This is a genomic window from Streptomyces sp. NBC_00250, assembly GCF_036192275.1.
GTDB lineage: Bacteria > Actinomycetota > Actinomycetes > Streptomycetales > Streptomycetaceae > Streptomyces.
In genome coordinates this window covers 1,566,426-1,585,017 of the sequence record NZ_CP108088.1, presented here as the reverse complement: position 1 = coordinate 1,585,017, position 18,592 = coordinate 1,566,426, and the positions used below count along the sequence as shown (strand labels likewise).

The 18,592-nt window shown below is 72.3% G+C and carries 14 protein-coding genes and 1 tRNA gene; 5 read left to right on the top strand and 10 right to left on the bottom strand.

Annotated features, from left to right (window positions below):
• Positions 1-83: 83 nt before the first annotated feature.
• The 6 genes from OG259_RS06915 to OG259_RS06890 form a co-directional block, all read right to left on the bottom strand.
• The gene (locus OG259_RS06915; RefSeq protein ID WP_328947015.1) at positions 84-1,778 is read right to left on the bottom strand and encodes a S8 family serine peptidase; all 1,695 of its coding nucleotides are present in this window, start codon (positions 1,776-1,778) and stop codon (positions 84-86) included.
• Positions 1,779-2,474: 696 nt separating this feature from the next.
• Positions 2,475-3,341, bottom strand: a complete 867-nt coding sequence (locus tag OG259_RS06910; protein ID WP_328941406.1) for a GNAT family N-acetyltransferase — start codon at positions 3,339-3,341, stop codon at positions 2,475-2,477.
• A 184-nt stretch (positions 3,342-3,525) separates the two neighbouring features.
• Positions 3,526-4,425, bottom strand: a complete 900-nt coding sequence (locus OG259_RS06905; protein ID WP_328941405.1) for a hypothetical protein — start codon at positions 4,423-4,425, stop codon at positions 3,526-3,528.
• A complete protein-coding gene (locus OG259_RS06900) occupies positions 4,422-5,429 on the bottom strand; it encodes an SPFH domain-containing protein (RefSeq protein WP_266899108.1) in 1,008 nt (335 codons plus the stop codon). The genes OG259_RS06905 and OG259_RS06900 overlap by 4 nt, the downstream gene beginning before the upstream one ends.
• Positions 5,430-5,481: 52 nt before the next feature.
• Complete coding sequence (locus tag OG259_RS06895) at positions 5,482-6,510, bottom strand: DMT family transporter (protein ID WP_328941404.1); 1,029 nt, start codon at positions 6,508-6,510, stop codon at positions 5,482-5,484.
• On the bottom strand, positions 6,507-7,334 hold the full coding sequence (locus OG259_RS06890; RefSeq protein WP_328941403.1) for a phosphatase PAP2 family protein: 828 nt from the start codon (positions 7,332-7,334) through the stop codon (positions 6,507-6,509). The genes OG259_RS06895 and OG259_RS06890 overlap by 4 nt, the downstream gene beginning before the upstream one ends.
• A 201-nt stretch (positions 7,335-7,535) precedes the next feature.
• Between OG259_RS06890 and OG259_RS06885 the strand changes: the two genes are divergently transcribed.
• Positions 7,536-8,156, top strand: a complete 621-nt coding sequence (locus tag OG259_RS06885) for a TetR/AcrR family transcriptional regulator (RefSeq protein ID WP_328941402.1) — start codon at positions 7,536-7,538, stop codon at positions 8,154-8,156.
• A gap of 29 nt (positions 8,157-8,185) precedes the next feature.
• Entirely contained in the window at positions 8,186-8,584 is a 399-nt protein-coding gene (locus OG259_RS06880) for a DUF488 domain-containing protein (protein WP_328941401.1), read from the top strand.
• A gap of 3 nt (positions 8,585-8,587) precedes the next feature.
• Here OG259_RS06880 and OG259_RS06875 read toward each other — a convergent pair whose 3' ends face one another.
• Positions 8,588-9,124 (bottom strand): DUF309 domain-containing protein, encoded by a 537-nt coding sequence (locus OG259_RS06875; RefSeq protein ID WP_328941400.1) that lies wholly within the window; start codon positions 9,122-9,124, stop codon positions 8,588-8,590.
• 123 nt (positions 9,125-9,247) lie between these two features.
• Between OG259_RS06875 and OG259_RS06870 the strand changes: the two genes are divergently transcribed.
• Both OG259_RS06870 and OG259_RS06865 read left to right on the top strand, forming a co-directional pair.
• Entirely contained in the window at positions 9,248-12,178 is a 2,931-nt protein-coding gene (locus OG259_RS06870; RefSeq protein ID WP_443051927.1) for an AAA family ATPase, read from the top strand.
• 53 nt (positions 12,179-12,231) lie between these two features.
• Positions 12,232-12,305, top strand: a tRNA-Pro gene (locus OG259_RS06865).
• 203 nt (positions 12,306-12,508) lie between these two features.
• Here OG259_RS06865 and OG259_RS06860 read toward each other — a convergent pair.
• Both OG259_RS06860 and OG259_RS06855 read right to left on the bottom strand, forming a co-directional pair.
• Positions 12,509-12,745 carry a hypothetical protein gene (locus tag OG259_RS06860; RefSeq protein ID WP_328941399.1) on the bottom strand — a complete coding sequence of 79 codons (237 nt, stop codon included), beginning with the start codon at positions 12,743-12,745 and terminating at the stop codon, positions 12,509-12,511.
• Between the two features lie 620 nt (positions 12,746-13,365).
• Positions 13,366-14,649, bottom strand: coding sequence for a DUF2254 domain-containing protein (locus tag OG259_RS06855; protein ID WP_328941398.1), 1,284 nt, complete (start codon positions 14,647-14,649; stop codon positions 13,366-13,368).
• Between the two features lie 260 nt (positions 14,650-14,909).
• Here OG259_RS06855 and OG259_RS06850 point away from each other — a divergent pair, with 260 nt between their 5' ends.
• Positions 14,910-16,757, top strand: a complete 1,848-nt coding sequence (locus OG259_RS06850; RefSeq protein WP_328941397.1) for a glycoside hydrolase family 15 protein — start codon at positions 14,910-14,912, stop codon at positions 16,755-16,757.
• 23 nt (positions 16,758-16,780) lie between these two features.
• Here the strand turns inward: OG259_RS06850 and OG259_RS06845 are convergent, their stop codons facing one another.
• Positions 16,781-18,556 (bottom strand): cation:proton antiporter, encoded by a 1,776-nt coding sequence (locus OG259_RS06845; protein WP_328941396.1) that lies wholly within the window; start codon positions 18,554-18,556, stop codon positions 16,781-16,783.
• Positions 18,557-18,592 lie beyond the last annotated feature (36 nt).

The window sequence follows — 18,592 nt, the reverse complement described above, 5'->3', positions numbered from 1 at the left end:
GCCCGTGGTGTAGACCACGAGCGCGTCGCTGACCAGCAATGATGCTGATGTGGGGGGTGGTTCAGAGGTGGAGCTGTGGTGCCTTAGAAGGTCAGGCTCCACGAGTCGATGTAGCCGGTGTCACCCGTGGCCACATCGCGGACCTGAAGCTTCCAGGTGCCGTTGGCGACCTCGCTCGACGCGTCGACGGTGTACGTGGTGAGTACGTTGTCGGCGCTGTCCGAGGAGGAGGACGCCTTGAGGTTGCGCACCGTGCCGTCGGGGGCGATCAGGTCGATGACCAGGTCCCCGCGCCAGGTGTGCTTGATGTCCACGCCGACCTTGAGGGCGGCGGGAGCGTTGCCGGTGCGGCCGGTGACGGCGATCGAGGACGACACGGTGGTGTTGTCCGGGACCGTCACATTGGTCGCGTTGGTGAAGACGGTGCCGGCCGGCGGGGTGGTGGTGACGGCGTCGACGGTCTTCGCGGAGTCGGCGATGCCGGTGCCGCAGCCGCCGGTGCAGGTGCCGGGCAGCGGGCGGGCGTTGGCCTTGATCGCGGACTCGATCTCGGCCGGGGTGAGCGTGCTCTTGGCCGACTTGAGCAGGGCGGCGAGGCCGGCGATGTGCGGCGCCGCCATCGACGTGCCCTGGTAGGGCTTGTAGTTCTCGGCCGACTGGGTCGTCGCGCCCGAGTTCAGCGTGGAGTAGATGCCGTTCTCGGGGGTGGTGACGGTGCCGGGCGTGTCGGTCGAGCGACGGGTCTCGCCGCCGGGCGCGGCCACGTCCACGATGGCGCCGAAGTTGGAGTAGTACGACCGGTTGCCCTCACGGCTGGTGGACGCCACGTTGATGACGTTCGCGCAGTTCGCGGGGGTGAATCCGGAGGCGTTGGCGTTGCTGTTGCCCGCGGCGACGACGACGGTGGTACCGCGCGAGACGGCGCCGTTGATCGCGGTCTGGTAGACGCTCGGGCAGGTGGCGCTGGCGCCGCCCAGGCTCAGGTTGATGACCTTGGCCGGGGTGGCGTTGGCCGGGACGCCCGGCACGGAGCCGCCGGACGCCCAGGTGATCGCGTCGGCGATGTCGGCGGACGAGCCGCCGCACTTGCCGAGCACGCGCACGGGCTGGATCTTCGCGTTGTACGCGATGCCCGCGATGCCCTTGGTGTTGTTCGTGACGGCGGCGATGGTGCCGGCCACGTGGGTGCCGTGCCAGGAGGAGTTGGACGCCGTGGAGCCGGCGCCGCACTCGCCGGCGGTGGCGTTCCAGTCGCCCTCGTCCTTGGAGTCCGCGTCACGGCCGTTGCCGTCGCGGGCGTCGGCGGAGGTGGAGATGAAGTCGTAACCGGAGACGACGTTGGTCGCCAGGTCCGAGTGGGCCGCGTAGCCGGTGTCGATGACGGCGACGGTGACGCCGGAGCCGGTCGTCTTGTCCCAGGCCGCAGGAACGTTCATGCCGCCGGTGGGCTCGAAGAGGTCCCACTGCTTGGCGTAGTCGGTGTCGTTCGGCGTGACCGCCATCGCGTAGGCGCGGATGTCGGGCTCGACGGAGGCGACGGACGGGTCGGCGCGGAACGCGTCCATGACCTCCGTCAGGTCCTGCTTGGTGGCGCTGTCGCCCAGGTCGACCAGGGCGCCACCGCCGGCGAGGCGACGCTCGAAGGAGAGCTTCTCGCCCGTCTTCGCGGCCTTCTCGGCCGTGTCGCTCTTCGCGGCGGTGTTGGAGCCGGCCTCGGCGGCCTTGCTCTTGTAGGTGACGATGACCTTCTCGACCGGGGCGCTGGGGAGCGCCCGCATGGTCTGCGAAGCCGGTGCGGGCTTCGGGGTGGCAGCGCCCGGGGCGGCGGCGATCGCCCCGGTCGTGGCAGCGGCGCCGAGGATCGCGGCGCTCGCGACCACGGATATGACTCTCCGCCTGGAACCGTTCAAGGTGTGGCCCTTTCGAGTACGACGTAGCTGCGGAGCAGTGGCGGCGGCGCGGGACACACGGGGCGAAGTGGGGTCGCGTCCGGCATTCCCTGGGCTGGGGGGCCCGTGCGCCGCCACCGGCGCGACGGCCCGGGTCAAGGCCGTCACCGACGGATGCCACCCTCCGCATGCACCTGTCAGTGGTGCGGTCGGGGGATGATATCTGCCGGTGCGGAGGACAGTAGGGAACGGGGGGGTGAACCCGATACGGGGAAAACCCTTGTCACCCCTCACGGGCCGGCGGGGGGTCGGTGAGGGGAGGTGCGACCGGGGGTGCGGCGCGGGGTGCCCGGGTGAGAAACCGACGCCGCGTCACGCGCACTCTGAGCGGGGAAAGCGGGCCCGGCTCGGCGGGAAGGTACGTACCTGCTCAGCGGCAAAGGTACACACCTGCCGAGGCGGCACGGCCAGGCGGGTCGACGGGCGGCCCCGCGCCGAGTCCGGCGCCGTCCCCGTGGCCGCCGTGGAGAGGCCTGGACGGTGTGCGGGCGTCGCGCGGAGGATGCGACGCGGGACGGCGTGGACTCAGCCGAGTTCGAGCGTCGTGACGCCGTACACGCGCTCGCGCGCCACCGGACGGACCGGGCCCGTGTACATCCTGGCCGTCTCGAACGTCGGCTGGAGGCCCCGCTCCTCGGCCAGCCGGGCCGCCGCCGGATTCGACTCCGGCATGTCGACCGCGATCCGCGCCGAGCCGAACTCCCGCGCCTCCGCGGCCAGCGCGTCGAGCAGCGCGGCCGCGTCGGCCGGGCCGTCCGCGAACAGCGGCCCCACCCGCGCCTCGTCCTGGGCCGGGCGGACCACCCCGTACCCGGTCGGACGCCCGTCGACGATCCGGACCAGCGCACGATGGCCGGGCGTGGTCAGCCAGGCGGCGAGGAAGCGCGGCCGGTCGGCGTGATGGCAGGCGCTGTCGTACGCGGCGAGGGCGGCGGGGTCGACGGACCCGGCCGGCACGACACCCGACACCGGGCGGTCGGGCGCGGGGACCTCGCCCACGTAACGCGCCGTGCGGTACGCCGTCGTGAAGCCGGAGCGCCGGTAGTTGTCCTGCTGCGACGGCACCCCGTCCAGCCCGACGGACCGGTCCCCGGCATGGGCGAGCGCCGCCCGCCAGGTGGCCAGACCGTGACCGAGGCCGCGGAGCTCGGGGCGTACGAGATAGAAGCCGAGGAACGCGTACGCGTCGTCGTACGTGACCACCGAGACGGCGGAGACCGGCTCTCCGTCGACCCGGCCGAGGAAGAAGCCCCGGGGGTCCTGCGCGAAGAACGCCCCGGCGTCCGAGAGCCCGGGATTCCATCCCTCCTCGGCCGCCCAGGAACGCACCAGCGCCCAGTCCCGCTCCGTGGCGGGGGAGACGGACAGCGGGCCGGAGGAGGCGGAGACCATGGGATTCCTTCAACAGCCGGGGCGGGCGGACGCTCGACGTCTCGAAGTGAGGAACTGTCTGAAACGCGGACAGAACCCCTGCGAAAAACCGGGCAAAGCGCGGCGAGCATAGCGCCACCCGTGACCGGGCCCGCCCGCGGCCGATCGATTCCGGCCGCGGACTCCGCGGCGGGGGAGCCCTCGGTCAGTGGACGAGACGGAGGCGCGGGCCGGCCACCGTGAGCCGGACGGTCTGACCCCACGTCAGCTCCAGCGCGTCCGACTCGACGCCGTCGCCGAAGGCCACCAGACGGTCCGACTCGACGGTGAGACACAGCCCCTGGCCCGGGTCGAGGAGCCCCTCGACCCGGCTCGTGCCGGTGGCCGGCGACGGCCAGGCCTCGCGGACGAACCAGGCGAGCCGGGCATCCGCCGGGGCGGGCAGGGCGAGCGCGCTGGAGCGCTGCTCCCACAGGGACCGCAGCCAGCCCGTGGCCCCGGTGCCGGTGCCGACCAGGACGCCCGAGGAGGCCTGGGCCTCGGGCGCCGGCTCCGTCGCGTCGAGGTCCAGCGTGTACCGGGCGGTCTGATGGCCGCGCGGCCCGACGTAGATCTCGTTCAGCGCCAGGAGCCGCTGCGCGTCGTCGGTGACGGCCTCCACCATCGTCAGCTCGTCGACCGCCGCCCCTGCCCCCGCCGCGTACGGCAGGAGCCGTCGCGCCCGGTCCGCCCGGTGGCGGACCAGAACGCCCGGATTGCGCCCCGGATCGGCGTCGATCCCGATGACCGGCTGCCCGGTGAGGTACTTCGCCGCGTTGGCGACCAGACCGTCCTGGCCGACCACCACGACCACGTCCTCGGGCCCGAACAGGAACCGGTCCAGATCGGCGCGTTCCACCCGGGTCTGCCGCCACGTCAGCGGCACCGCGCCCGCCACCTCGGCCAGCGCCCGGTGGGTGCGCTCGTGCCGCTCGCGAACGGCGTCGACGGACCGGCCGCGCGCGGAGAGGAAGAACGCGGCCTGGCCGTGCGTACCGTGCCGGGCGAGCAGCTCCTCGTACTCCGTGGTCCGGTGCACGAGCACCGCGCGCGGCGCGAGGCTCACGACCGGGCCCCGCCCTCGCCCAGCTTGGCGAGCAGCCCCGTCAGGACGTCCGGCGAGAGCGTCAGGTGCTCGATCCGGGGCAGGTTCTCGGCGGCGCGGGTCACGGCGAGGGCGTGCAGGGTGGCCGGTTCCACCTCGGCGTGCGCCCGCAGCCACTCGGACTGCGCCCCGGCGCGCGCCTCGCCGACCTCGCGCGCCGCCTCCGCCTCGGCCCGTGCGAGGCGGACCTTCCGCACGGCCTCGGCCTCGGCCCGTACGGCGTCGGCTGCGGCGTTCTCCTCCGCCTCGCGGCGCGCGTTGGTACCGCGCTGCTCGACGAGCCGCTCCTCCTGGCGGGCCAGCTCGATCTTGCTGGCGAGCTCGTTCTCCGCGATGGTGCGCTCGCGTTCGACGGCGACCGCGCGGCGCTCGTACGTCGCCCGGTCGGCCTCCTGCTGGATCTGCTCGCGGGCGGGGGTGCGCAGGGCGCGCTCGACCTCGGGCTCGGGCCGGATCGCGACCACCCGGACGGCGACGACCTCGATGCCGGTGGCCGGCAGCCGGGGCTCGGCCGCGAGCCCGGCCGTGACGCGGTCCCGTACCGCCGCCACGCCGTCGACGAGCGCCTCGGCGAGCGCGGTGCGGGCGAGGACGTCGAGGGCGTGCTGCTGGGCGGTCTCGGTGAGGAGGGTGGCGATCTGCTCCAGCGGAGTGCCGCGCCACGCGCCCGTGTCGGGGTCGATGGAGAAGTCGAGCCTGGTGGCGGCGGCGGCCGGGTCGCCGATCCGGTACGTGACGGTGGACTGGACGCTGACGTCCTGGAAGTCGGCGGTACGCGCGTGGAAGGCCATGGCCAGTTCGCGGTCGTTCACCGGTACCTCGGAGAGCGCTGCGGTGAGCGGCCGGAACCAGAAGCTCAGGCCTTCGCCGTCGTGCACGAGCCTGCCTCGGCGCTGGTGGCGGATGTGCGCGGTGGGCGCGGAGCGCAGATGGCGCCAGCCTGCCCGCCGGGTGATGTCGGCCATGAAGAAACCCCCTTGTCGTCATGTTGACGATAGGGGGTCTCCTTGATTGTCGTCAAGATGACGAATTCAAGGTCATCTCCTGCTCCCGACCCCGCGCTCCGAGGTCGGGGACGCGGGGAGACGGGACTGCCTGGAGCTCCCACGCTCCCCGTGCGGGCGTGGACTCCACAGGCGTGGCCAGGGGCACGGCCACGGACTCCGCCACCGGAGCGGCCTCGGGGGAGCCCCCCTTCGTCAGCAGCACCACACCCCGCGCCGCGACCAGTGACGCGCCGGCCGCGACCAGCCAGCCCCACGCGCCCGCGCGGAACGTCTCGCCGAGCAGCGCCACGCCGATCACCGCGGCCGCCGCCGGGTTGGAGAGGTTGACCACGGCGAGCGGCGCCGCGAGGCCGCCCCGGTAGGCGGCCTGGGAGAGCAGCAGACCACCCGTCGCGAAGGCGGAGATGAGCACCGCGAGCAGCGCGGTCTGCCACCAGGTCGGCTTGCCGCCCGGGAGTTCGAGCGCGAGCGCGGCCGTCAGCGTCTGGGTGAGCGCGGAGGCGACGCCCGAGGCGATCCCGGAGGCCGTGGCGTGCCCGAGACCGCGAGGGGCCCGCCCCTTGGAGGTGTGCCGGCCCGAGGCGAGCGCGGCGATGAGCAGCGCCGTCGCCGCGGCGACGACCAGGGACTCGCGCAGGCTCAGCGCCTCACCCGGCGCGGTGGGACCGGTCACGGCGACCAGGCCGACGAGGCCGGCCAGGGTCCACAGCGCCCCGCGCCACTCGGTGCGGGTCACCCGTCGCCGTGCGGCGTACGCGCCGAGCGGCAGCGCCGCCACCAGGGTCAGCGCGCCGAGCGGCTGGACCAGGGTCAGCGGTCCGTAGTGCAGGGCGGCCACATGGGCGAGGGCTCCGGCGGCGTTGAGGCCGACCGCCGACCACCACTGGCCACGGGCCAGCAGCGCGCGCAGCGCCCCGCGCCCGTCCTGGACGGGGGAGGCGGCGGCGAGCCGGGACTGGGCGACGGCGGCGAGCGCGTATCCGGCGGCGGAGACGAGGGAGAGGAGCACCGCGACGACGGTGCCGGTGGCGGGGTTCATCGGAGGGCTCCGACCGGAAGAGGGGCCGTACCGAGCGTGCGGGGTACGGGTGGCGGCGCCGTCCGGCGGCCGGGGGCGCGGACGGCGAGCAGGGCGAGGCCGAGGATCGCGGCGGCGGCGAGCGCGTCGAACCAGTAGTGGTTGGCGGTGCCGACGATGACGATCAGGGTGAGCAGCGGGTGCAGCAGCCACAGGACGCGCCAGCGGGACCGGGTGGCGGCGATCAGCCCGATCGCGACCATCAGGGCCCAGCCGAAGTGCAGGGACGGCATGGCCGCGAACTGGTTCGCCATCGAGTCCGTCTCCGGCGTCGCCCCGTACGCCGAGGGCCCGTAGACCCGGGCGGTGTCGACGAGTCCGCTGGCGGCGAGCATCCGGGGCGGCGCGAGCGGCATCAGCAGGTGCAGCGCGAGCGCGGCGGCGGTGACGAGCGCGAGGACGCGGCGCGACCACACGTAGTGGGCGGGGCGGCGCAGGTACAGCCAGACGAGGAAGGCGAGCGTGGCCGGGAAGTGCACGGCCGCGTAGTACGTGTTCGCGGTCCGGATCAGCGGTTCGCCGTGCAGGAGCAGCTGCTGGATCGTTCCCTCGCCCGGCAGGTGGATCGCGCGCTCGGCGTCCCAGACGCGGTCGGCGTTCCGGAAGGCGCGGGTCTCGTGGCCGTTGGCGAAGAGCCGGCCGAACTTGTAGACGAGGAACAGCGTGGTGACGAGCGCGAGCTCGCGCAGGAGGGGCGGTCTGGCGGTCTCGCCGCCGTCCCCCTCGCCGTTCCCGTCCCCGGCCCCGTGTTCGTCGAGTCCGGCGGCGCCGGGGGTGGGCGTCATCCCCGGTCCTGCAGGACGAGGTCCTCGTATCCCGCGTGTCCCGCCAACCATCGTGCGGCCCTCTAATCAGTCAAATCGCCAACAAACGGAGTGAGCCTAGATCCGAATTCATCGAGACGCAAGCGTCTCGATACGTTTGCGTCTCGATTGTGCACCCCCTACTCTCGTATGTGCAGAGACAGAGGTGTCCTGGAGGGATCGATGTCCACGTCCACGTCCGCGTCCACAGAGGCCGCCACCGCCGCCGCCCGTCGCAGCAAGATCACGCCGGAGCGCGAGACGGAGCTCTACGACGCCGTCCTCTGCCTCCTGCGCGAGGGCGGCTACGACTCCGTGACCATGGAGGGCGTCGCGGCCCGCACCAAGTGCGGCAAGGCCACCCTCTACCGGCAGTGGGGCACCAAACCGCAGCTCGTCACCGCCGCGCTCGCCCAGCGCCGCTGCACCGTCTTCACCGGCATCGACACCGGCACCCTCGCCGGTGACCTGCGCGAGGCGGGCCGGATCGCCGCCTCCCACCGCGAACGCGACGCCGAACTCATGGAGGCCGTCGCCCAGGCCTTCATCCAGCACCCCGACCTGCGCGCCGCACTCCGCGAGACCGTCATCGCCCCCGAGATCGCGGCCATCGACGCGGTCGTGGCACGCGGCGTCGCGCGCGGCGAGATCGACGCCGACAACCCCGCGATCGGCTTCGTCGCCCCCTGCTTCCTGGGCATGCTCCGCATCGAGCGGCTCTTCGAGGACCGCTTCACGGACGTCTCGACCATGCGGACCTTCGTCGACGCCGTCCTCCTTCCGGCGCTGCGCGTCGAGGGGTGAGTCGCGGGCCGGTCCGTCAGGCTTGAACCATGCCCGCAGAACCCACCCAGCCCGCCCGGTCCGCCCCTCGCGTCCGCGTCCGCCGCATCTACGAGACCCCCTCGCCCGACGACGGCGTACGCGTCCTCGTCGACCGGCTCTGGCCGCGCGGACTCGCCAAGACCGACGCCCACATCGACGAATGGCCCAAGGCGCTCACCCCGTCCACGGAACTCCGCCGCTGGTACCACGGGACCGAGGGCGAGTACGAGGAGTTCTGCCGCCGGTACGAGGCCGAACTCGCCGTCCCCGAGGCCGCGGCGGCCCTCGACCGTCTGAGAGGGCTCGCGGCGAAGGGGACGATCACTCTCCTGACGGCCGCCAAGGAACCGTCGGTCAGCCACACGTCGGTACTGCGGCGGGAGCTGGACCGACGGCCGGGGGCGTAGCCGTCAGGACAGGTCCCCCCGCAGCCTCGGCGCCTCGGTGGCCGCGTCGACCACCGCCGGCTCGCCCGCCGCTCCCGTAGGGGCGCCTTCCGCGCGGCCGGCCAACTCCCGTGCCCACGCCACGAGTCCGGCGGCGTCGATCCCGTACGCGGCGGCGGCCGACACGCTCCCCGGCCCGCCCGCGAGCCGCTCGGCGCCACGGCGCAGCAGCCGCGCCCCGCCCGCCGCGTTGCCACGGGCGGCGTGCGTCAGGCCCACGGCGAGCTGCGCGAGGCCCTGCCACAGGTCCCGCTCCGACTCCGGGCCGGACTTCCAGGCGTCCTCGAAGACTTCGTGCGCGTGGAAGGGCATCCCGGCGTCGAGCAGCCGCTGGGCCTCCCGCAGGGTCTCGTCGGGGCCGCGCACGACCCCCTCGGGCTGCCGGGGCACGCCCTCCGCCCCGTACGGCAGCGGCCGGCCGAGCCCGTCGCGGGGGCGCGCGCTGCGGGCCCGCCCCTCCTCGTCACGGTCCCTGCCACGGTCACTCGCTGTCCGGTTCACCCGTCCATTGTCGCCCCCGCGACGATCGGGACCGCTAGGCTCGTCGGTCCGGCGCACCCCGGGTCCGCGTGGGTCGCGCGGGCAGGTCATGACAGCAGCTCTTGTGGGGAGAGTGAGTCACCGGTGCCGTCGGAACCCGAACAGCCGCCGCGCGCACGGCCGTTGAAGACGGCTTCCGTTCCAGGGCGCACGGAGCCCTCCAGCGGCCCGCCGCGAGGGAACCTCCTCGAACGCGAACCGGAACTCGCCGCGGCCGCCCACGCCGTCGACGGTCTCGTGGCCGGGTCCGTGGCCGGGCCCGCCGAGAGGCGTGCCGCCGACGGATCCGCGTACGGCGGTGGCATCCTCGTCTACCGGGGAGAGCCGGGCATCGGCAAGACCGCGCTCCTCGCCGAGATCGGCCGCTCCGCCCGGGGGCGGTGCACCGTCCTGACCGCCCGAGGCGGCGAGACGCTCACCTCGGTCCCCTTCCACCTGACCCGCCAGCTCCTCCAGCCCGCCCTCGACGGCCTCGGCGTCGCGGCGGTCCGCGACCTCCTCCACGACCACTTCGACCTCCTCGCCCCCGCGCTCGGGCTCGCACCGCCGCCCCCGTCCCCGGCCGCGCCCGCCGACCCGCAGGGCGTACGGGACGGACTCGTCCGCCTCCTGGACGGCCTCGCCGAACTGCTGAGGGACCGGCCTCCGGTGCTGCTCGTCGACGACGCCCAGTGGGCCGACGCGGAATCCCTGGCGTGGCTCGACGCCTACACCCGGACCGGTCGGGACGGAGACCTCCCCGCCCTGATCGTCCTGGCCCACCGCCCGCTGCCGAACGAGCCGAGCCCTCCGGGCGAACGGGGCGAACGGGGCGAACCGGGTGACCGGCGTGACCCGGGTGACCGGCGTGAGCCGCGGGACCCGCGTGACCCGCAGGACCGGCGTGAGCCGCGTGACCCGCTCGAATCGCGTGACCCCCGTGCCTCCGGAGTGGCCGCCACCCTCGCCTCGCTCGGCGACCGCGCCGTCCTGACCCTGGGCCTGCACGCCCTCACGGCCGACTCCACCGCCGTACTGGCCCGCGACGCGCTCGGTGAGCACGCGGACGAACCGTTCTGCCACGAACTGTGGACGGTGACCTCGGGGAACCCGTACGAGACGGTCGAGCTGCTCGCCAAGGCCCGCGACCGGATGGTCGAACCCGTCGCCGGATCCGCCGCCCTCCTCCGCGACCTCGGCGCGGGAACGCGCGGCGGAGGCCTCGTCGCCCGCCTGGAGGCGCTCGGTGCCGGTCCGACCCGCCTCGCCTGGGCGGTCGCCGTCCTCGGCGCGGACAGCACACCGCAACTCCTGGCGACGCTCACGGGGATGACCCCGAACGAGGTGGCCGACCACACCGACCGCCTCCGCCGGGCCAGAATCGTGACCGCGCCGCACCACGCGGCCTCACCGGCCGAAGCCGGACCCACCGGCCCCCTGGAGTTCGCGCACCCGCTCATCGCGACCGCCGTGTACGGATCGGTGTCCCCGGCCGTGCGGACCGCCCTGCACGGGCGCGCCGCCTGGGCGCTCGGCGAGGCGGGCCACGGACCGGCCGCCGCCTCCCGGCACCTCCGCGAAGTGCACCCGGACGACGACGAGGACGTCGTGCGACGGCTGCGCGCCGCCGCCGTCGAGCACCTCGCCGTCGGAGCCCCCGACGCGGCTCGCCGCTGCCTGGGCCGGGCCCTCGCGGAGCCGCCGGGCCCCGAGACGTACGCCACCGTCCTGTACGAACTGGGCTGCGCGTCCCTGCTCACCGCGCCCGCCGCCACCGTCCGCCATCTGCGCTCCGCGCTCGACCTGCCCGGCCTCGACGACACCCTCCGCATCGACGCCACCTACCGGCTCGCCCAGGTCCTCGCCCACAGCAACCAGCTTCAGGAGGCCGCGAGGACCGTCGCGGCCGAGGCCGCCCGGACCCCGCCCGGCACCGGCCGACGGCGCCTCCAGGCCGCGCACTTCATGTACGAGGGGTTCCAGGCCGCCGAGGAGGACGGCCCGGGCCGCTCCCGCCGCCTCACCGAACTCACCGCGGACTTCACCGGCGCCGACAACTCCGAGCGGGCCCTGCTCGCCGTCCGCGCCTTCGACGCGATGCTCCGCGGCGAACCCGCCGCCGAGGTCGTACGGCTCTGCGACCGGGCCCTCGCCGACGGCGCACCCGCCCGGGGGCTGGGCTGGACCGACACTTCCTGGGGCTTCGAGATACCGGCGCTCACCGGCATCGCGTACGCGTTCGCCGACCGTCCCGACCGGGCCGAGGCCCTCTTCGGCGAGGCGGTCCGGGCCTTCGAGATCTCCGGCTGGAGCGGTGCCCACCTGGCCTTCGCCCACACCCTCCTGGGCCTGGCCCACCGGAGGCGCGGAAACCTGCCCCGGGCGCAGCACCACCTGGAGGAGGGACTCCGCCTGGCCGACCGGGTCGGCACCGGGCTCCCCGTCCACTGGGACACGGCCTGCCTCCTGGTCGACACTCTGCTCGCCCGGGGCCGTACCGCGGAGGCCCGGAACGTCGCCGACCGCTACCGCTTCGGCCCGCCCTGGCCGGGCGCCATCGTGCTGCCCGACGGCCCCAGCGTCCTGGGCCGGCTCCTGCTCGCCGAGGGCCGGCGCGAGGAGGCGGTCGGCACGCTGGAAGCGGCGGCCGAGGCGCTGACCGTCCGCGGCCGGCACCACGGCGTCTGGGCCCCCTGGCCCTTCGACCTGGCGCGCGCCCTCGCGGAGACGGACCCGGACCGCGCGGCCCGGATCGCCACCGAGGCCCACGCCCACGCCGAAACCCTCGGCACCCCCACCGCCCGGGGCGAAGCCCTCCGCTGCCTGTCCCTCTTCGCCACCCCGCCCGAGCGCCGCCGCCTCCTCACCCGAGCCGTCGCCCACCTGGCCGCCTCACCCTCCCGCTACGAGGAGTCCCGCGCCCGTCTGGACCTCGCCCACGCGACGGGCTCGGCCGCCACCCTCGCCGAGGCGAGGTCCCTGGCCGCCACCTGCGGCGCGGTGACAGCACGTGCGTCAACCCACCCTCCGGAGTGAGGTAATGTTTTCCCTGCACGACGACGTGGGGCCAGCCCCACGGAGACGCGCATCGGGACGTGGCGCAGCTTGGTAGCGCACTTGACTGGGGGTCAAGGGGTCGCAGGTTCAAATCCTGTCGTCCCGACTCGAAAGAGTCGCAGGTCAGAGGCCGTATCGGAGAGATTCGATACGGCCTTTTGATCGTTTCTGGGGACCAGTTGGGGACCAACCCCCCTTGATTGGACCTTTGGCGCACCTTGACCAGGTCAATGTGCGCCACAGATGACAGAACCGCAGGTCAGATGTCTGGGCCGGTCCAGTGGCTGCTGGTGGCGCAGCGGTGTCCTGTCAACTGGGCTGTGTCCATCGGCAAACACTGCTCAGAGGTGCCTCCAGGACTGACTCTGCGGTCGCGTTTCCTTGCGGATGGCGGGGGGCGACTTCGGTGGCCAGGAGTTCGATGGAGTCGTCGACCAGGTGTGTGGGCATGCCGCCGAGGTCGATCTGGCCCATGAAGCGGCTGGTTCCGAGGAGTTCGTGTTCGGTGAGGATCTTGTCGATGACTTCCTGGGTGCTGCTGGTCATGAGTGCGCCGAACGGGCTTGAGACGGCCTGGAATTCGTCGGGGCCGATGAGCCAGCCACGTCCGCCCGGGGTCCTGGGCCGCAGGTACTCCCGGTAGTACGGATACAGGTCCTCGCCGGGCGCCCTGGGGTGTCTTGCCCACGTAGAAGTGGCTGGTGAGGCCCAAATTGAGGGTGTCGGGTGCGTGTCCGACGGCCTGCCCGGCGGGGCGGGACTGGGAGGTGGTCGAGTGCGGCGCGGTGGCGGCCGGACCAGGTGACGTGCTCGTTGTCGCGTATCGCGAGCGCCGGCGATGGCGAGAGTGGGCACGACCAGATCTCTTCCGTGGTGCGGGCGGGTGCGGTCCAGGCACAGTTGATGGCGAGCTTGCCGAGTGCTCCGGAGCCGAAGGCCGAGAACGCGTCGGGGCCTGCTCCAGCGGGTAGGTGGCGGTGACCGCTACGTGCAGCGCACCGGAGACGGCGTTGCCGGAGACCAGCACGGTCTCGCCCTCCTGCGGACCCGCCGCGTTCACGCTGTCCAGTGCGGCGGTGCCGGCCAGGCCCAGGGCCCGAGACCGGTCCCCTCGCCTGCGCCTGCGCCTGCGCCTGTGCCTACGTCCTGGCGACCCGTGCATCCCCCTAAGAGGGGTACCGCCCACCGATGCCCTGGTGGTCGGGCTGTTGCGCGATGGCCCGGCGGGCCGGGTCGGTGAACTCTCGCTCGATCGCCTCCTGCAGCAGGCTGAGCTCCGCTCGCACAGCGGCGTGCTGGGACGGCGGCAGGGTGTCGAGCAGGCCCTCGAGCATGGCGCGGAGCCGACGGCAGACCTGCATGGACGACCCGCCGTACTCGCGGATCTCGCACACGGCGAGCTGAAGGAAGTTCTCCCAGTCACGCCCCGGGAGCACGAGCCGGGCGTGCTCATGGCGATCGGCCAGCACATAACGACCTGCGAGGTGTGTGCTGCCGACCGTGTGCAGGAAGGACTCGATGTAGTTGATCACCTGCACCGCGGTCGTGGGGTCGTTCACCGCTGGGGAGAGGGCCCTGATGGCGATGTCGACGAGGATTCTCAGGGCGAAGGCCGGGTCCTGCTCGATGGTCCGCTCGGCCCCGAGGGCGACGAGGGCGGTCACCCGGTCCGGGTCCGGTTTCGACGTGCCCCCGTGGACCTCGATGAGGACAGTGCCGGGCGGTACGAAGTCGCCGATCAGCCGGGGTACTACGAAGACGCAGTCGTGGCGCGCCGCCTCCGCGATCAGCCCGGCCACGTTGAACGCCTGGATGGCTCCACCGCGCCCGGTACGCAGGCGTAGCACCGGACCGTCGGACGACACGTTCCCGTCTCCGCGTGGCGCCGCGTCCCGGATCGCCGCTGCCCCGCTCGTGAAGACGGCCTCTCCCATGCGGGTGACCAGATCGGCGATGGCCACCGGTCTGAGGCTGTGGGTGAACCGGTTGAGGTAGATGAGCAGGAGCACGAGGCTGACGGACACCGCCACGCCGGCCAGGGTGACCCCGACGTCGGGGACGGAGTCGGTTTCGACGCTGCGCAGCAAGGAGAACGCGAACGCGAACGTCCCGGTGAAGGTCGCCAGCACCGCTTTCTGCAGCCGGTCCCGGTACCACAGGCGCATATAGCGAGGGGAGAGGGTTCCCGTCGCCTGCTGCACGACGAGCACGCCGATGGTGACGACGAATCCGAGCAACGCCACCATCGCCCCCACGATGGCGGAGAGCACACCGCTCGCCGTCGTGGCGGAGTAGTGCCAGCCGCTCGGCCAGTCCGCACCGTCGGCCGCGAGGGCGAGCTCAGCGAGCAGGACGCCGAGGACGAGACCGAACAACGGCACGATCCACAGGCTTGCCTTGACGTATTGCCGCAGCCTGAATCTGGCTGCCCAGGACGTCAGGACACCCACGTCACGCCTCCTTCACCCGGAGGAGTCCGGTGCTCATGAGGCACACGGGGCCGCGGGCCTGAGCGGGAGCACTGCCACCTCACGGTAGAGCCCTTCTGGGGACGGCGCAGCGGGAGAGCAGTCGTCGTCGCCCGGTGCCACCGGCTCGCCAGGACGGGACGACACCGTCGGCCTAAGCTGGCCGAATGGTGCCTGGACCACCATCGGGCGCCGCGTCACGGTGCCCGATGGTTGTCTGCGGGGGCCGAAAGGGGCTCAAGATGGACGACTACCCCCTGATCGAGAACCACGGTCTGATCGGTGATCTGCAGACCGCGGCCCTCGTGACAACCGATGCGACGATCGACTGGTTCTGCTGTCCGCGCTTCGATTCGCCCAGTGTCTTCGGCGCTCTGCTCGACCGGCGGGACGGCGGCCATTTCACGGTCAGGCCGGCCGCGGGTTCCTTCACCACCAGGCAGCTCTACCACCCGGACACCGCCGTTCTGGTGACGCGTTTCATGACCGAGGCCGGGGCGGGCGAGGTGGTCGACTTCATGCCGGTGACCGGCACGACGGCGACGGACCGGCATCGTCTGGTCCGCATGCTGCGCTGTGTGCGGGGCAGCATGACCTTCGAAGGGGAGATCGCTCCGCGCTTCGACTACGGCCGCAAGCCGCACGAGCTGCACATCTCGGAGCACGGGGCCTTGTTCACTTCGGAGGACATGAACCTCGCCGTCCACGCCGTCCGTGAGCCGCAGGACGACCGACTGCTGACCATCCTCTCCGGTGACAAGGACCTGCGTTTCCGTCTGACTCTGCAGGCGGGCCAGCAGCGTGGCCTGATCATGGAGTCGTCCCCCGGCGGGCCGCCGCACGAGGTCCGAGTGGCGGAGTTCGAGCAGCTCTTCGACGAGACGGTCCGCTTCTGGCGTTCCTGGCTGGGCCAGTCCACCTACTCGGGCCGTTGGCGGGAGGCGGTGGAACGTTCGGCCGTGACGCTGAAGCTCATGACCTACGCACCGACCGGCGCTCTGGTGGCCGCCCCCACGGCGGCGCTGCCCGAGCAGTTGGGCGGGGAGCGCAACTGGGACTACCGGTTCACCTGGATCCGTGATGCCTCGTTCTCGGTGTACGCCTTGCTGGGCCTGGGTTTCAAGGAAGAGGCGAAGGCGTTCATCGGCTGGCTGCACGACCGCGTCAAGGAGAAGGCCGGCGAGGGAAACGGCACCGGACCACTGAACATCATGTACCGCGTCGACGGCTCCTCCGACCTGGTCGAGGAGACCCTGGAACACTGGGAGGGGTACTGCGGCTCCGCCCCCGTCCGCATCGGCAACGGAGCGGCGACCCAGCTGCAACTGGACATCTACGGCGAAGCGCTCGACAGCATCTACTTCGCGCACCGGCACGGAATGCACCTCGACAACGGGGGCTGGAAGGCGCTGCACACTCTGCTCGACTGGCTGGTCGACCACTGGGATCAGCCCGGAGAAGGGCTGTGGGAGACCCGGGGCGGCCGGAAGGACTTCACGTACGGCCGGGTGATGTCCTGGGTGGCCTTCGACCGCGCCCTGCGGATCGCCTATGACGACGGCCGTCCCGCGGCCGGCGGCCGCTGGGTGGGCGCGCGCGACGAGATCTACGCGCAGGTGCTCAGCCGGGGATGGGACCCGCAGAAGCAGGCCTTCGTGCAGCATTACGGTGACGACGTCCTCGACTCGTCCTTGCTGCGCATGCCGACGGTCGGGTTCATCACGCCGGGCGATCCGATGTGGAAGTCCACCCTGGACGCGATGGAGCGTGAGCTGGTCAGCGACAGCCTGGTCTACCGCTACAACCCCGAGGCGTCACCCGACGGACTGCGCGGTTCCGAGGGAACCTTCTCTCTGTGTACGTTCATGTACGTCGACGCCCTGGCAAGGGTCGGACGCACCGACATGGCCAGGCTGGTGCTGGAGAAGATGCTCACGTACGCCAACCACTTGGGCCTGTACTCCGAGGAGATCGCCCTGACGGGACGCCAGCTGGGCAATTTCCCGCAGGCTTTCACACACCTGGCCCTGATCGACGCGGCGATCACCCTGGACGCGAAGCTCAACGGGGCGCCCAGGGGCGGGAGGTAGTCGCACGGAACCGTGCGCGAGGTTCACCGCCCGGCCTCCGTCGGGACAGAACCGAGGAGGACGACGGTGTCCCCCTTCTGAGGGACGGTCTCCTGCCGCTCGGTGACCGGAGCCAGCCGGTGGTCGGCCCGCACCACGAAGAGGGTGTCGTGCTCCGCCGGCAGAGGGTCGGAGGCCGGCTGCACGACGAACCGCGCACCTCGCTCGTAGCGCTCCGCCAGGACGTGACGGACGAGGGAACGGCCGAAGAGGATGTCGCCGCCGGTGTAGGGAGCGACCACGCCATGGCTGTCGTGCGGTGGGCCGACCCGGTAGACGGGCCCTTCGACGTTGTCCTGCATCACGACCGAGGCGAGCGCGTTGAAGTCGTCGTCGTCGGTGGCCAGGAACACGGCCGTCACTCCTTCCAGTCGGGCCCCGGGGTTGATGGCCGTGGCCAGCAGATCGCCTGTGGCCAGGTCGATCCCCGTCTCCTTGATGCGTTCGCGCTGCTCGTCGAGGCCCGCCCACATCAGCACGTCCAGTCCCGCGGACCGCAGGGCCCGTCCTAGGTCGACCACCCACGGCTCCCCGCCCACCAGGAGAATGCGCGTGCCCGCCTCTCTGACGACGCCCAGCCGTCTGGCGACGGGTGCCGCCGTCAGCGAGTAGAGCAGCACGGTTCCCACGATCACCAGAAACGTGACGGGAAGGATCCTCGCGGCCCCGCTGATCCCTCGGTCGACGAGGCTGGAGGAGAAGGCCGATGCCGTGGCGGCCGCGACGATGCCGCGCGGGTCCATCCATCCGATGAAGGCCCGCTCGCCTCGTGTCAGACCCGAGTGCGTCGTCGAGAGGTAGGCCACGAGCGGCCGCACCACCAGGACGAGGATCGCGATGAGGGCGAGTGAGGGAAGAAGGACCGGTACCAGGGATGCCGGGGTGACTGTGGAGGAGATGGAGACGAACAGCAGACCGATGATCAGCTGGACGAGGGTCTCGAGGAAGGGGCGCCGAGAGGGCATGTCGAAGCCGCGGATGTTGGCGACGGCCAGTCCCGTGACGATCGCGGCGATGAGCCCCGTGTCGTCCCGCACGATGTCGCAGCCCGCCGATACGGCGATCACCGTGGCCAGTTGAGACAGCGTCCCCAGGGTCTCGCCGAGTCTCAGGGTCCGCAGTGTGAACCACAGCAGGGCGGTTCCCACGGCCCCGCCGACGAGCCCGACGGCGAGGCTGATGGCGAACTGGCCGAGCTGGTATCCCCGGCCGATGTCGATCTGGTGCGTCGTGGCGATGGCGTGGAAGGTCAGCGCGCCGAGAATGCCGCCGATCGGGTCGGTCAGCGTCCCCTCCCAGATCAGGATGCGTCGTACCTTGTCGGTGGGCCGTACGAAGTCGAGCAGCGGAGCCACGACGGTGGGGCCTGAGACGACGAGGATCACGCCGAGCATCGAGGCCACGCGCAGCGGCATGTCGAACATCGCCGGTGACACCGTGGCGATGACCAGGAACGTGAGCAGCACGCCGTACACCAGCAGCCGCCCCACGATCCCCCGGGTGTGGCCCCTGAGCTTGCGCAGGTCGAGCCCCAGACCCGCGTCGTAGAGGATCACCGCGACGGACATCGACACCAGGGCGGAGAAGGTCGGCCCCATCAACCTGTCCGGATGAATGACATCCGTGATCGCACCGGCGGCGAACCCGACCGGAAGCAGGATGATCAGGGCGGGGACGCGCAGCTTGCTCGCCAGGATCTGCGAGCCGGTGGCGAGCACCACCGTCAGGGCGAGTCCGAGAAGGATCTCGTCGTCGGTCACAGCGGTTTCCTTCGTCGGGGTCCAGGCGCGGGGGGA

Excerpts from the sequence above, each read along its gene's own strand:
- OG259_RS06915 (WP_328947015.1), bottom strand. The coding sequence starts at position 1,778 with ATGCGGGCGCTCCCCAGCGCCCCGGTCGAGAAGGTCATCGTCACCTAC.
- OG259_RS06910 (WP_328941406.1), bottom strand. The coding sequence starts at position 3,341 with ATGGTCTCCGCCTCCTCCGGCCCGCTGTCCGTCTCCCCCGCCACGGAG.
- OG259_RS06900 (WP_266899108.1), bottom strand. The coding sequence starts at position 5,429 with ATGGCCGACATCACCCGGCGGGCAGGCTGGCGCCATCTGCGCTCCGCG.
- OG259_RS06895 (WP_328941404.1), bottom strand. The coding sequence starts at position 6,510 with ATGAACCCCGCCACCGGCACCGTCGTCGCGGTGCTCCTCTCCCTCGTC.
- OG259_RS06890 (WP_328941403.1), bottom strand. The coding sequence starts at position 7,334 with ATGACGCCCACCCCCGGCGCCGCCGGACTCGACGAACACGGGGCCGGG.
- OG259_RS06885 (WP_328941402.1), top strand. The coding sequence starts at position 7,536 with ATGTCCACGTCCACGTCCGCGTCCACAGAGGCCGCCACCGCCGCCGCC.
- OG259_RS06880 (WP_328941401.1), top strand. The coding sequence starts at position 8,186 with ATGCCCGCAGAACCCACCCAGCCCGCCCGGTCCGCCCCTCGCGTCCGC.
- OG259_RS06860 (WP_328941399.1), bottom strand. The coding sequence starts at position 12,745 with ATGACCAGCAGCACCCAGGAAGTCATCGACAAGATCCTCACCGAACAC.
- OG259_RS06850 (WP_328941397.1), top strand. The coding sequence starts at position 14,910 with ATGGACGACTACCCCCTGATCGAGAACCACGGTCTGATCGGTGATCTG.